General features: G+C 73.0%; 12 protein-coding genes. 4 read left to right on the forward strand and 8 right to left on the reverse strand.

Features of this window, described 5'->3' with window-relative positions:
• The first annotated feature begins 133 nt into the window (after positions 1-133).
• Positions 134-1348 (forward strand): protein kinase domain-containing protein, encoded by a 1215-nt coding sequence (locus tag OG928_RS17370; protein ID WP_406284630.1) that lies wholly within the window; start codon positions 134-136, stop codon positions 1346-1348.
• Positions 1349-1741: 393 nt separating this feature from the next.
• A complete protein-coding gene (locus OG928_RS17375; RefSeq protein WP_406284632.1) occupies positions 1742-3340 on the forward strand; it encodes a protein kinase domain-containing protein in 1599 nt (532 codons plus the stop codon).
• A 112-nt stretch (positions 3341-3452) separates the two neighbouring features.
• On the opposite strand, the gene OG928_RS17380 is transcribed toward OG928_RS17375, so the two are convergent.
• Together OG928_RS17380 and OG928_RS17385 are read right to left on the reverse strand one after the other, a co-directional pair.
• Complete coding sequence (locus OG928_RS17380; protein WP_406284634.1) at positions 3453-4421, reverse strand: phosphotransferase enzyme family protein; 969 nt, start codon at positions 4419-4421, stop codon at positions 3453-3455.
• Between the two features lie 174 nt (positions 4422-4595).
• Complete coding sequence (locus OG928_RS17385) at positions 4596-5372, reverse strand: HAD family hydrolase (protein WP_406291046.1); 777 nt, start codon at positions 5370-5372, stop codon at positions 4596-4598.
• A gap of 91 nt (positions 5373-5463) precedes the next feature.
• Between OG928_RS17385 and OG928_RS17390 the strand changes: the two genes are divergently transcribed.
• Entirely contained in the window at positions 5464-6357 is an 894-nt protein-coding gene (locus tag OG928_RS17390; protein WP_406284637.1) for an LLM class flavin-dependent oxidoreductase, read from the forward strand.
• 53 nt (positions 6358-6410) lie between these two features.
• Here the strand turns inward: OG928_RS17390 and OG928_RS17395 are convergent, their stop codons facing one another.
• The 6 genes from OG928_RS17395 to OG928_RS17420 form a co-directional block, all read right to left on the reverse strand.
• Positions 6411-7652: a CynX/NimT family MFS transporter gene (locus tag OG928_RS17395; protein WP_406284639.1), complete on the reverse strand. Its 1242-nt coding sequence runs from the start codon at positions 7650-7652 to the stop codon at positions 6411-6413.
• Complete coding sequence (locus OG928_RS17400; protein ID WP_406284640.1) at positions 7649-8404, reverse strand: FadR/GntR family transcriptional regulator; 756 nt, start codon at positions 8402-8404, stop codon at positions 7649-7651. Before OG928_RS17400 ends, OG928_RS17395 begins: the two co-directional genes overlap by 4 nt.
• Positions 8405-8538: 134 nt before the next feature.
• Entirely contained in the window at positions 8539-9522 is a 984-nt protein-coding gene (locus tag OG928_RS17405) for an LLM class flavin-dependent oxidoreductase (RefSeq protein WP_406284641.1), read from the reverse strand.
• A complete protein-coding gene (locus OG928_RS17410) occupies positions 9519-10001 on the reverse strand; it encodes a hypothetical protein (RefSeq protein ID WP_406284643.1) in 483 nt (160 codons plus the stop codon). Before OG928_RS17410 ends, OG928_RS17405 begins: the two co-directional genes overlap by 4 nt.
• A complete protein-coding gene (locus OG928_RS17415) occupies positions 9998-10879 on the reverse strand; it encodes an alpha/beta hydrolase fold domain-containing protein (protein ID WP_406284644.1) in 882 nt (293 codons plus the stop codon). Before OG928_RS17415 ends, OG928_RS17410 begins: the two co-directional genes overlap by 4 nt.
• Positions 10880-10984: 105 nt before the next feature.
• Complete coding sequence (locus OG928_RS17420) at positions 10985-12457, reverse strand: MFS transporter (protein WP_406284646.1); 1473 nt, start codon at positions 12455-12457, stop codon at positions 10985-10987.
• A 95-nt stretch (positions 12458-12552) separates the two neighbouring features.
• Here OG928_RS17420 and OG928_RS17425 point away from each other — a divergent pair, with 95 nt between their 5' ends.
• Entirely contained in the window at positions 12553-13203 is a 651-nt protein-coding gene (locus OG928_RS17425; protein ID WP_406284648.1) for a TetR/AcrR family transcriptional regulator, read from the forward strand.
• Positions 13204-13211 lie beyond the last annotated feature (8 nt).

Raw genomic sequence — 13211 nt, forward strand, 5'->3', positions numbered from 1 at the left:
CCCTCCCGGGCCGAGGCCGAGAGGTCCCGGCCCGGTGCGCTCCCGTCGTGTCTCTGACAGGCTGTCAGCGGTGCGGCGGGAGCGCTTTTCGGTAGGCCGAATCGTTGCGGATGTCGTGCGCGAGGCGTAGAGCGTGGAGGGCGGCCTGACGGTGACCGTTTCGGGGGACCCGGCTCGGGCGAGCGGGCGTGTCTTCGGCGGCGGGCGATATCGCACCGGGCGTCGGATCGGTGGCGGCGGCATGGCCGTCGTGCACGAGGCGCACGACCTGATGCTGGATCGGATCGTCGCGGTCAAGCGCCTGCGCAGCGACCTGGCCGAGGACACCATCGCGCGCTCGCGGTTCGCCCGCGAGGCCGAGCACGCGGCCGGGCTCAACCACCCCACGATCGTCACCGTGTTCGACACCGGCGCCGACCCCGGCGAGGACGGCGTGCTGGTGCCGTGGATCGTGATGGAGCTGATCGAGGGCCTGACGCTGCGCGACCTCCTGGAGGCACACGGCCCGGTGCCGTGGCCGCGCGCGCTGGCGATCACCGCGAGGGTGCTCGACGCCCTGGAGTACAGCCACGCGCGTGGTCTGGTGCACCGCGACATCAAGCCGGTCAACGTCATGATCACGCCGAGCGGCGCGGTCAAGGTGATGGACTTCGGCATCGCCCGCGCGCTCTACAACACCGACGGCGCGCTCACCGACCCCGGCCGGATCATGGGGACGCCGCAATACTTCTCGCCCGAACAGGCGTTCGGCCATCCCGCGTCCACCCGCAGCGACCTGTACTCGGTCGGCTGCCTGCTGCACGAGCTCCTGGTGGGTGTCCCCCCGTTCGACGGCGGTACGGCGGTGCACATCGCCTACCGGCACATGCGCGAGGAGCCGTCCCCGCCGTCGGCCTACCGGCCCGACGTGCCGGGCTCGGTCGACGAGCTCGTGCTGCACGCGCTGCGCAAGGATCCGCAGCTGCGGTTCGAGACCGCGGGGCGGATGCGCGAGTGGGTGCGGCGGATCCTGCCCGAGGACGTGTGGGATTCGGTCCTGTACGGCGCCGGGGGGCCCGCCCGGTCCGGGGAGCCGGTGGGGCCGCCGGGGTCGGCGGGATCCGTGGGGCCGGTGGGGTCGGCAGGGCCGATGGGTCAGCCGGGCCAGGCGGGGCATCGGCCGGAGCGCGCGGTGCCCGGCGGTCCGCCGTGGGCCCGGGTGCTGTCCGGCTTCGGGCCGCGGGCGCGGTCGGCCGGAGCGCACAGCGCGCCCGGCGCGTACTCCCGGAAATCCGGCACGGGCGCCGCCTTCGCGGCGACGGTCCTGGGCGTGCTGGCCGTCCTCGCGTCGATTCTGGTGCTGCGATGAGCGCGCCCGGCCGAATCTCGTGCCGGGCCCGGTTCGGCCCGGGCGACGCAGCGGCGGGAGTCCGGAATCCCGTTACCATGGGCACTCCGCACCGGAGACCGCTGATCCCGATATCGTTTCGGGTCCTGAGGCGAGGATGCACCACATTTCATCTGCACATGGGCGCGGGCCCGCAGCCCGGCGCCACGTGAGGGGACTGCCGAGGATGAGTGTCGAGTCCCCGGCCACAACCTTCACGCCCCATGCGGCGTGCCTTTGTGGCCGACCGATCGTTGGAACCGTCGTGCTCCCCCGCTTCCGTGGTGTTCTCCGCTCTCGTCTGCACACGGCGGACCCGGTCGCCACAGTTCGGCGGCCCCGGGTGGGCCGCCCCGACGCGCAGGGCGAGGAGCGATGACCCCGCCGCAGGGACCGGACGACCGTGAGGCGGCCGGCACACAGGTGAAGACCGTCGGCTCCGGCCGCTACGAGCTCGGCCGGCAACTCGGCCGCGGTGGCATGGCCGAGGTGCTGATGGCCCACGACGTGCGGCTCGGTCGCACCGTCGCGGTCAAGACGCTGCGCCCCGATCTGGCGCAGGACCCCGTCGCGCGCTCGCGGTTCGGCCGCGAGGCGCAGAACGCGGCGTCGCTCAACCACCCCGCGATCGTGTCGGTCTACGACACGGGCGAGGACCAGGTCGGCGCCGAACTGGTGCCCTTCATCGTGATGGAGTGCGTCGAGGGCCGTACGGTCCGTGAACTGCTCGGCGAGGGCAACCCGATACCGCTGGAGCAGGCGCTGCGGATCACCGAGGGGATTCTGGAGGCGTTGGAGTACAGCCACCGCCACGGCATCATCCACCGGGACATCAAGCCCGCCAACGTGATCATCACCAACTCCGGCGCGGTCAAGGTGATGGACTTCGGCATCGCCCGCGCGATGCACAGCGCGGCGACCACGATGACCCAGACCGGCATGGTCATGGGCACGCCGCAGTACCTGTCGCCGGAACAGGCCCTGGGCCGCACCGTCGACGCGCGCAGCGACCTGTACTCCAGCGGTTGCATGCTCTACGAACTGCTCGCCCTGCGCCCGCCGTTCAACGGTGACACCCCGCTGTCGGTGGTGTACCAGCACGTCCAGGACGAGCCGCGTCCGCCGTCGATGATGGACCCGCGGGTACCGCCGCACCTGGACGCGATCGCGTTGAAGGCGCTTGCCAAGAACCCGGACGATCGCTACCAGACGGCCGACGAGATGCGGATGGACATCCGCCGCGCGCTGGCCGGTCAGCAGGTCTCGGTCGTGGTTCCGCCGCGGGTGCCGACCCAGGCGCAGCAGCGGCCCGAGTTCGGCTCGTGGAGCCAGGCCTCGGCCGGTCCGGCGGCCACCGGCTCGACCGAGGCCACGGCGGCGATGCCGCCACTCGCGGGTCGCTCGAACACGCAGGCGCAGCAGCGCCAGGCCGCCAACGACGGCGGTACCGGGGCGTTGCCGGTCGTGCAGCCCGACTCGGGCGGTCGGCGCAGGCTGCCGCTCTACCTGGTGGCCGCGCTCGCGGTGGTGCTGGTCCTGGTCGGCGGGGTGTTCCTGGTCAAGGGGTTTGCGAAGGACGACAAGGACGGGACGGGCGAGACGGGCGGCGGCCAACAGATCCAGCAGGTCGATCCGGGTGCCGGGCAGCGGCCCGGGACGGCCGACCCGAACCCCGTGAATCCGGACACCAAGGGGACAGCGGGCACCACCCCGACCTATTCGCCCCCGACATACCGGTCCTCGTCGTCGCCCCCGAACTCGCGCGAACCCGGGACGACCACGGGTCACTCGGCTTCGTCGACCCCGTCGCAGACCGGCAAGCCGTCGGACACCGGGCTGCCGACGAGAACGGCCACCTCCCCGCCCGGCGACACCACCAAGGGCAACACGAGCACCGGCCAGACGCCGCCGCCGGGCAACCCGGCGGGCGGCTCCATCGGCGATCCGGCGGGTGGCAGCGGCACCACACCTTGATCCGGGAGCCGGAGCCGAGGTCTCGGGTCCGACGACACCGCGAAACCCGCGTGCGCCACGATCGGTGGCGCACGCGGGTTTCGTCGTCTCGGCGGGGGCGGCCGGTGCTCGGTCAGCCCAGGAACGCCTTCAGGACCTCGTCGTAGGCCATCGTCCACCACACGATCAGCGCGGCGGACGCGGGAAAGAGCGGGTCGCAGCGCAGGTCGTGCTCGACGTAGTGCCGGGTGAGCATCCAGAAGTCGTTCAGCCGCTCCCACCACAACCGGTGCACCGCCGCCGCGAGCTGGGTGGGCCCGGGATCGACGGCTTCGCGATACCCGCGCACGAAGCTGCGGACCCGGTCGAGGTCGAGCGTTCCGGCGATCCGATCGGTGAAGAAGATCAGCGCCGCGCGGACCATCTCCTCGGTGTCGGGCAGTGCCGCGAGCCGGTCCCAGTCGATGATCGCGACCGGGTCGTGGCCGCGGTAGAGCAGGTTCAGCGGGTGGAAGTCGCCGTGCACGTAGCCCGTGCGCGGCGCCTCGTGATCACGCGGTCGCCGGTGCGCGTGCCGCAGCAGCAGCGCGCGCCGCTCGATCAGGCGCAGTTCGGCGAGCCGGTCGAACGGGTCGGCGTCGGGGCGGGCCCGGATCCGGGTGAGCAGGCGCTCGATGGTGGCGAGGGACTCGTGCGGGTCGGCGGTCGGCACGAGCAGTGGTTGCTGAATGGGTGGCAACAACCGCGCGAGCATGACGTGCACGCCGCCGAGCAGCGTGCCCACGCGCGCGCATCCGTGCGCGTCGAGCTCGGCGCCGCGTCGATGGGTGCCCTCCACCCAGGGGTACAGGGCGAACCAGCGCCCGCGCGAGGAGAGCACGGTATGTCCGCGCCGGTCGGTCACGGGTGGGACCGCGGGTATGCCGCAGGCCGCGAGCCGCTGGGTCGTGCGGTGCTGGAAGCGGATGGTCTTCGGTGGTTGGTCCAGATAGTGCTTGAGGAACCAGCGTCCCCTGGTGGTGACGACCTCGTAGCCCCGATTGAGCAGGCCTTCGGAGACGGGCCGGAACGACACGGTCTCGCCGACGCGGTATCGGTCCATCGCCACAGCCAGTGGGGACCCTGGCCGGGAGGGTCTGTGCACAGCGTCAATCTATGTCACACATAGCAAGCGTATAACTACCCACAGCAACCTTCACGCGTAAGCGTGCCTCGGTACCACGCGTTCGGGGAGGCGCCTGGAGCGTACACGGATACCGGGCGGTCCGCGGGCGGTTCAGCCGAAGAGCTTTTCCAGCACCTGGGCGACGCCGTCCTCCTGGTTGCTGCCGGTGTGCCGGGCCACCGCGGCCAGCACGTCCGGGTGCGCGTTCGCGACCGCGTACGCCTGCCCGGCCCACGCGAGCAGCGGCAGGTCGTTCGGCATGTCGCCGAACGCGACGACGTCCTGGGTGCGGATCCCGCGCTGCGCGCAGAACCAGGCGAGCGTGCTGGCCTTGCTGATCCCCAGCGCGCTGATCTCCACCAGGGCGATCGACGACGAGTGGGTGAACTCGGCGTGCGCGCCGGCCCGCTCGCGGGCGAGCGCGAGGAACGCGTCGGGGTCGAGGCTCTCGTGCCGGGCGAGCAGCTTGAGCACAGGCCCGGTCAGCAGCTCGTCGACGGGTCCGACCGCGTGCACGATCGACACGTCGCGTTCGAGCGCGGGGTAGTTCGGCTCGTGCATGAAGCCGGTCGCCGTCTCGACCGCGAACGTCACGTCGGGCACGGCCTCGCGGAGCAGGTGCACGACCTTGCGGGCGGCGGTCACGTCCATCGTGTGGGTGCCCACGACACGTTCGGCGCGCAGGTCGTACACGACCGCGCCGTTGCCGCAGATGGCCAGGCCGTGGTGACCGGTGACCTCGGCGACGCGGCTCATCCAGCGCGGCGGCCGGCCCGTCACGAAGACCACCTCCGCGCCGGCGGACTCGACGAGTTCGAGCGCGGCGAGGGTGCGGTCGGAGATGGACCCGTCGTCGCGCACGATCGTGCCGTCGAGGTCGGTGGCCACAAGGCGTGGGCGATTCGTGATCGTCACGGGTACATCCTCGCTCAGAAACGATTCGTCGTGTCGGGTGGCCTGGGAGTTAGGCTCTTTGACCATGCGCGCCGGAATTGTGATCTTGCCAGTGGACCGTTGGAGTCGAGCCGCCGAGTGGTGGCGGTGGGCGGACGAGGTCGGGTTCGACTCGGCGTGGACGTACGACCACCTGTCCTGGCGGAGCTTTCGGGAGCAGTCGTGGTTCGGGGCGGTGACCACGCTCACGGCCGCGGCGGCGGTGACCCAGCGGATCCGGCTCGGCACGATGGTGACCTCGCCGAACTTTCGCCACCCCGTGACGCTGGCCAAGGACGTCATGGGCATCGACGATGTTTCGGACGGCCGCTTCACGCTCGGCGTGGGGGCGGGCGGCACCGGCTTCGACGCGACCACGCTCGGGCAGCGGCAGTGGTCGGCGCGCGAGCGGGCCGACCGGTTCGCCGAGTTCGTCGAGCTGACGGACCGGCTGCTGCGCACGGACGCGACGACCTACGAGGGGCACTTCTACAGCGCGGACGAGGCGCGGATGATCCCGGGCTGCGTACAGACGCCGCGCGTACCGTTCGCGATCGCGGCGACCGGCCCGCGGGGGTTGCGGTTGGCCGCGCGGCACGGGCAGGCGTGGGTCACGTACGGCGATCCCAAGCGGGCGGGTGAGCTGCCGGTGGAGGACTGCCCGGGGGTGGTCGCGGGGCAGCTGGGGCGGCTCGCCGACGAGTGCGCCGCGGCGGGCCGCGACGTCAAGGAGCTGGACCGGATCCTGCTGACCGGCTCCACGCGGGAGCGTCCGTTGGAGTCGGTGGACGCGTTCGTCGACTTCGCGGGCCGCTACGCGGAGGCGGGGATCACGGATCTGCTGGTGCATCGGCCGATCGCGGACAGTCCGTTCGCCACGGATCCGGCGGTGTTCGAGCGGATCGCGAGCGAGGGCCTGGCGCAGATCAGGGACCTGTAGCCCGCGCGTTCGGCGCCCCCGCGTCGGCCGGGACGGGTGGAACGAACCGGCCGTCAGGCCGGCCGACCCACGCGCACGTGGGTCGGCCGGGAGGCGCCGACGCCGCAGGCCATGGCGCACGCCGACAGCACCAGCATCAGCGCGATCGGGACGGTCCAGCCGCCGGTGGCCTCGTGCAGCGCTCCGGCGGCCAACGGCCCGAACGCGGCGACGACGTAGCCGACGGCCTGCGCCATCCCGGACAGCTGCGCGGCCGTGTTCGGGTCCGGCGACCGCAGCACGATCAAGGTCAGCGCCAGCGAGACCGCGCCGCCCTGGCCGAGGCCCAGGATCGCTGCCCACAACCAGGCCCCGCCTGCCGGCGCGACCATCAGACCCACGTACCCGGCCGCGACCAGGCCGACCAACGCGACCACCAGCGCGCGCTGGTTCCGCATCCGGCCGGCGATGATCGACACCCCGAGCGAGGCCGGGATCTGCACGAACGTGCTGAACGCGAAGATTGCCGCCGCGGTGCCCTTGCCGATCCCGTGGTCGGTCAGGATCGTCGGCATCCACGCGAGCAGGACGTAGAACAGCAGCGACTGCAGACCCATGAAGCCGGTGACCAGCCAGGCCAACGGCGACCGCCACAGTCCGGGCACGTGTGGCATCGCCGCCGCGACCGTCCCGCGCCGGCGCCGCACGTGCGGCAGCCATACCGCCACCGCCGCGAAGGCGAGCAGCGCCCAGAAGCCGAGGGCCGGCTGCCAGCCGTGCCCCATCGCGTTCTCCAACGGCACGGTCGCGCCCGCCGACACCGCCGCGCCGAACACCATGGCCGCGCTGTACACGCCGATCATGGTCGCCGCGCGGTCGGGGAACTCGCGCTTGACCACCCCCGGCATCAGCACGTTGAGCACCGCGATCCCGGCGCCCACGAGCGCCCCGCCCGCGAACAGCGCGCCCAGATTCGGCACGACCCGCAGCAGGATTCCGGCGCCCACCACGACCAGCGCGCCGAGCAGCACCGTCTCGGTTCCGAACCGGCGCGCCGCGATCGGCGCGAGCGGCGAGATCAGGCCCAGGAACAGCACGGGTATCGCGGTGATCAGGCTGCCCGTGGTCGCCGACAGGTGGAACACGTCGCGCAGTTCGCCCACCAGCGGGGACACGCTGGAGAGCCCGGCCCGCATGTTGAGCGCGATCAGCACGATGCCCGCGAGCAGCAGCGCGCCGCCGGTCGCCTTGGCGCTGCTCGTGCTGCTCGTGGTGGTCGCGGAGGTCGGGGGTATCCGCAGGTCGGTCGTGCTCATGCGTCGTGCTCCGTGGTGTCGTGCAGGAGTGCGTCGAGGGCGACGACGGCGGGTTCGAGGATCCGGCGCACGGCCGACTCGGCCGCGTCGGGGTCGCCCGCCTCGATCGCGTCGGCCAGCGCCACGTGCAGGGCGTGCGAGGCGTCCGGCAGCGTGCCGTCGCCGACCACCGTGCGGATGGCGCGCCACAGCGAGTCGCTGAACCAGCGGTAGGTCGCGACCATGGCCGAGTTGTGCGACGCGATCGCGACCGCCGTGTGGAAGGCCACGTCGTTCTCGACGAGGTCGTCCAGTTCGCCGTCGGGAACGTCGCCCCGGTCGAAGTCGTGCGGCTCGGGGGTGTCCGCTCTGCCGTCGGTCGCGCCGCGCCGGTGCAGCGTCGCCCGGATCCGGTCGAGGTCCGCGGCGTTGCGGCGCTGGGCGGCCAACCGGGCGGCCTCGACGTCGAGCGCGCGGCGCATCTCGAAGATGTCCCGCAGGTCGGCGTGCTCGATCCGGCGGACCAGGTCGCCGGGGTCGGTCGTGGAGCGGACGTAGGTCCCGTCGCCCTGTCGCGACTCCAGCATCCCGGCGTGCACGAGCACCCGAATCGCCTCGCGCACGGTGTTCCGGCCGACCCGCAGCCGTTCGGCGATCACGCTCTCGCTGGGGATGCGCGAGCCGATCGGCCAGGTGCCGGCGGTCAGCTGGGCGCGGAGCTGGTCGATCGCGTCGTCGACGAGCGAACGCCGACCGGCTGCCTGAAGCGACATGGACTCTCCCGAATTCGTGGGGTTGCCCAGTCATCCTACAAGTAGCTGCATCATGCACGCGATGGGGTACGAGAAAGCCGGCGGCCGCGGTTCGTGCCCCGCGTCCGCCGGCTCGGCACACCGGTGGCGGACCCTCACACGACCCCCTGCAGGACCGGCGCCGGCGCATCCACCGCGGTGCGGCCGAAGGCTTCGGCCAGGAGCTCGTACGAGCGCACCCGATCGGCCGGGTCGTGGGTGAGCGTGTTGACCACGATCTCGTCGACCCCGTGCGCGCGGGCGAGCTCGTCGAGACGGGCCCGGATCCGCTCGGGCGTACCGGTCAGCACCGCGCGGGCATTGTGGCCGGCCCGGTCGCTCTCGTCGCCGGTCCAGCGGTGCGCGCGGGTGCGCGCGCGGTCGGGGAACGGCTCGTCGAAGCCGAGGTCCTTGCGGCTGCGCCACAGCAGGTACGCCGTGCCCAGCTCGGTCGCCTCGGCCTCGGTGTCGGCGACGATCGCCCGGACCGCGAGTGCCGAGCGGGTGCGGTCGGAGCCGGTCGGTCCGGCGCGGAAGGCGTCGAGCGCGCCGATCCCGAGGCCGGGGTTGAAGAAGTGCGCGAACGCGAAGCGGGTGCCCAGCTCGGCGGCGAGTTCGGCCGAGCGGGTCCCCGCGCCGAGCAGCCACACGGGCGGGGCCGTGTACCCCTGGTACGCCTGCGCCGGGTCGGTCAGCCGGCGCAGCAACTCGGCCACCTGCTCCGGGAATCGGTGCGCGGGACCGCCCGCGCGGCCGACGCCCAGGTCCACCCGGCCCGGGTGCAGCGCGGCGAGTACCCGAAAGACCTCGGCCACCTTCGCCGGCGCGTAGCGCGGCAGCAGCACGCCGCCGGTGCCCACCCGCAGCCGCCGGGTGTGCCCGAGCAGCGTCGCCACCAGGATCTCCGGGGCGGTGCCGGCGAAGCTCGGCGAGCCGTGGTGCTCGGCGACCCAGTAGCGGTGGTAGCCGAGTCGGTCGGCGGTCCGGGCGAGCCCGAGGGTCGCGGCGAGCGCGTCGGCCGGGGTGCCGCCGGCGGGGATGGGGGACTGGTCGAGGAGTGACAGGCGCAGGGTCGTGGGGGCGGTCGTCGGAGTGGTCATCGGGATGCTCCGTTCGTGGTGGCCGGGACGATCCGGAAGTCGCGGCGGAAGACGAGGTTGTGCAGGTCGGCGGCGGCGATCGCGCGGAGGGTGGGGAGTTCGGCGGCGGCCTGGTCGGGGGTGAACACGTTCAGCGGCCATTCGCGGACCGTGCCGCCGCGCAGGTGCGGGTGATGGAAGCCGGCGCCGTAGAAGGCCCGGAGGGTGATCGGCGGGATGTCGCTCGCGCGCTGCTCGGGCCAGGACAGCGCCCAGACCGCTTCGAGGCCGCCGTCCGCCGAGCGCACGACGCCGGTCGCGGTCTGCCGGCCGGTGCCGAGGAGCAGTTCGGCGTCCAGCTCGGCGAGCGCCCGGTGGGCGTGCGGGTCGAGCAGTGTGACGGCCGCGCGGAAGAGCCGTTCCTTGTCGGCCCGGGAGGTCGCGTCGCCGTGTGTGCCGTCGCGCAGGTCGGCGAAGTGGCGAAGCAGGGCGGTGCTCATGAGGTCCTCCGCGGGGGTGCGTGGTGGGTGGGGATGTCGGTGCCGGACGGGTGCGGTGCGGGAGCGGTCGGGTGGGTCGCCGCGTAGGCGGTGCCGAGTCGGTGCCGGAAGGCCGGGTCGGAGAGGAAGGCGCCGTGCCCGATCCCGGCGACCTCGTGCAGGTCGACGGCCACCCCCGCGCTTCGGAGCCGGTCGGCGTAGGCGCGGACGTCGTCGGCGACCGGGTCGAGTGCGCCGACCGCGAGGATCGCGGGGGCGACTCCCGTGAGGTCGTGGCTTTCGTGGGGAGTGCTGTACAGCCGGCCCGTCCCGGCGCCGGAGGTGTCGGCCGCGGCGGCCGGGTGGATCGCTTCGACCCCCCGGTAGCCGCGCCACGCCGCCGCCAGTGCGGCCCGTCCGGGGAAGGCTCCGGGGTGCCGACGGTAGGACGCGGCCCCGCACGTCGGGTCGAGCGGCGGGTACGCGAGCACCTGCGCGGTCAACGGGTGTCCCCGGTCCCGCCACGCGAGCGCGGCCGACGCGGCGATGGTGGCGCCCGCGCTGTCCCCGCCGACCGAGATCGGGACGTCGCCGGCCTGCTCCCGGGCCCGGTCCATGACGGTGAGGAAGTCGATCAGCGCGGCGGGGTGCGGGTGTTCGGGCGCCAACCGGTAGTCGACCGCGAGCACGGTCGCCGAGGCGATCGCGGCGAGGTCGGTGAGGGCCGGGGCCCACGCGGCGGCCGAGCCGGAGTGCCAACTGCCGCCGTGTGCCCACACGAGCAGGCCGTGCCGGATCGGGCCGCCCCGGAACACCCGGACGGGCACGTCGTGTTCGCGTCCGGGGATGGTGATCGACGGGGGCAGGACGTCGGCGCCGTGGTTCTGGAGTGTGGTCATCACGGGACTCCTCGGTTCTGTGCGGGGCTGGGCTGGGCTGGGGGGCGGGGCGAGGTGGTGGGCGATCGAGTCCGCGTCGGCGGCGGTCGGTGTGCGGCCGGCCGGTCAGGCGGCGTCGGTCCGGCGGGCGCGGCGCGGGGCCAGGAAGAGGCCCGCGAGCAGGGCGCCGAGCAGGACCAGGGCCGAGTTGACCAGGATCGCGACGGCGACCCCGGACAGGACCGCGTCGGATCCGGTGGTGCCGAGCGAGTTCATCCGGGCGGTCGCGATCGCGCTCATGATCGGGATGCCCATCGTGATGCCGACCTGCTGGGTCATCGTCGCGAGGCCGGTCGCCAGGCCCTGTTCGTCGTCGGGGAGGCCGGACGTGGCGGTGACCATGAAGCCGACGATCATCAGCATGTTGCCGATCCCGCCGACGAACGTCGCGGCGAGCAGCAGCCAGATCCAGCCGCCGGACGCGCCGAGCGCGACCAGCGAGAGGGTGGCCAGGGCCTGGACCACGCCGCCCGCCACGATCGTGGCGCGGGTGCCGAACCGGCCGACCGCGCGGCCGCCGAGCGTGCCGCCGATCACGGTGCCGATGCCCAGGACGCCGAACGCGAGCCCGGTGGACAGCGGCGAGTAGTCCAGGACCTCCTGGAGGTAGAGGGTCAGCAGGAAGACCAGCGAGGTCTCGGTGACGAACGCGATCAGGCCGGTGATGTTGCCCCACAGGACGGTGCGGCGCTTCATGATGCCGACCGGGACGAGCGGAGAGGCGGAGCCCTTCTCGATGAACCAGAAGGCCACGAGCAGGATCGCGCCGGCGGCGAGCGAGACCAGGGTCGAGACCTCGCCCCAGCCCTTCGCACCCGCCTGGGTGAGGCCGAACACGAGGGCCAGCAGACCGCCGGTGACCGCGATCGCGCCGGGGACGTCCAGCTTGGCCCGGTGCGCCGGACGCGAGTCGGTGATCACGGACGGCGCGAGGACCAGCACGAGCGCGGCGACGGGGACGTTGACGAAGAAGGCCCAGCGCCACGACAGCATGTCGGTGAGCAGCCCGCCCAGCACCGCGCCCGCGGTGAAGCCGGCCGACATCAGCGCCCCGTTGAGGCCGAGCGCCCGATCCCGCAGCGGCCCCTCCTTGAACGCCGTGGTCAGCAGCGACAGGCCGGCCGGGGTCACGGCCGCGGTGGCCAGGCCCTGCAGCACCCGGGCGATCAGCAGCATCTCGGGCGAGGTCGCGAAGCCGCCGAGGGCCGAGGACGCGCCGAGGAGGGCCATCCCGCCCAGGAACAAGCGCTTGCGGCCGAACAGGTCGGCGACCCGGCCGAACAGCAGTGTGAAGCCGGCGGCGGTCAGGGCGAACGCGGTGGCGATCCACTGCAGGTTGTTCAGGGAGAAGCCGAGGCCGTCGCCGACCACCGGCAGGGCGACGTTCAGGATCGAGAAGTCCACCGCGATCATGAACTGGGCGCCGAGGAGGAGGGTGAGGACCAGCTTCTGATGTCCCGTCATCCGGTTGCCGGCCGGTTCGGGGAGCGGCGCCGACGGAGCCTCCAGGGGCCTCGTGCGCTGATCGAGTGTGGACATGTGAACCTCCCGAGCCGATCTAACGGGTCTGTTTTCCCGTTAGGATGCAGTGAAGGTAGCACGATGGATCGACCTAATGGAACAGGAGTCCCGTTATGACTTCCGACAGCTCCGCCGCCGACGCTTTCGAGCGAGCCCACGCGGAGGGGGCCGAGCCCGGTACGGTCCGCCCCGGCGGCCGCACGGCCCGAGTTCGCGAGGCCGTACTGCGCGCGGCCGGCGACGTGCTCGCCGAGAAGGGCTTCGCCGGCCTGGACCTGGCCGAGGTCGCGCAGCGCGCCGAGGTCGGCAAGACGACGGTCTACCGGCGCTGGGGCAGCACGACGGGGCTGGTCGCGGATCTGCTGGCGGAGATGGCCGAGAGCTCGGTCGCGCGGACCGAGACCGGCTCGCTGCTCGGCGACCTACGGGCGAACGCACATCTGGTGCGCCGTACGCTCACCGACGCGCGGCAGGGCGCGCTGTTCAAGGCGATGATCGCGGCGGCGACCTGCGACGCGCGGACCGCGGACGCGCTGCACGCGTTCTACGCGACCCGGATCGGCGAGTGGGCGCCGTGCGTCGAGCAGGCGATCCGGCGCGGCGAGGTGCCCGAGGGGACCGACCCGCACGAGGTGATCAGGGCGGTGTCGGCGCCGCTGTACTACCGCCTGGTCGCCAGTGGCGATCCGCTCGACGAGGCGAGCGCCGAACGCGCGGCGGTCGCGGCCGAGGCGGCGGCGCGGGCGGGGGCGTACACGCGTTAGGGATGGGT

The sequence above is a fragment of the Embleya sp. NBC_00896 genome (genome assembly GCF_045207785.1).
In the GTDB taxonomy this organism is placed as follows: Bacteria; Actinomycetota; Actinomycetes; order Streptomycetales; family Streptomycetaceae; genus Embleya.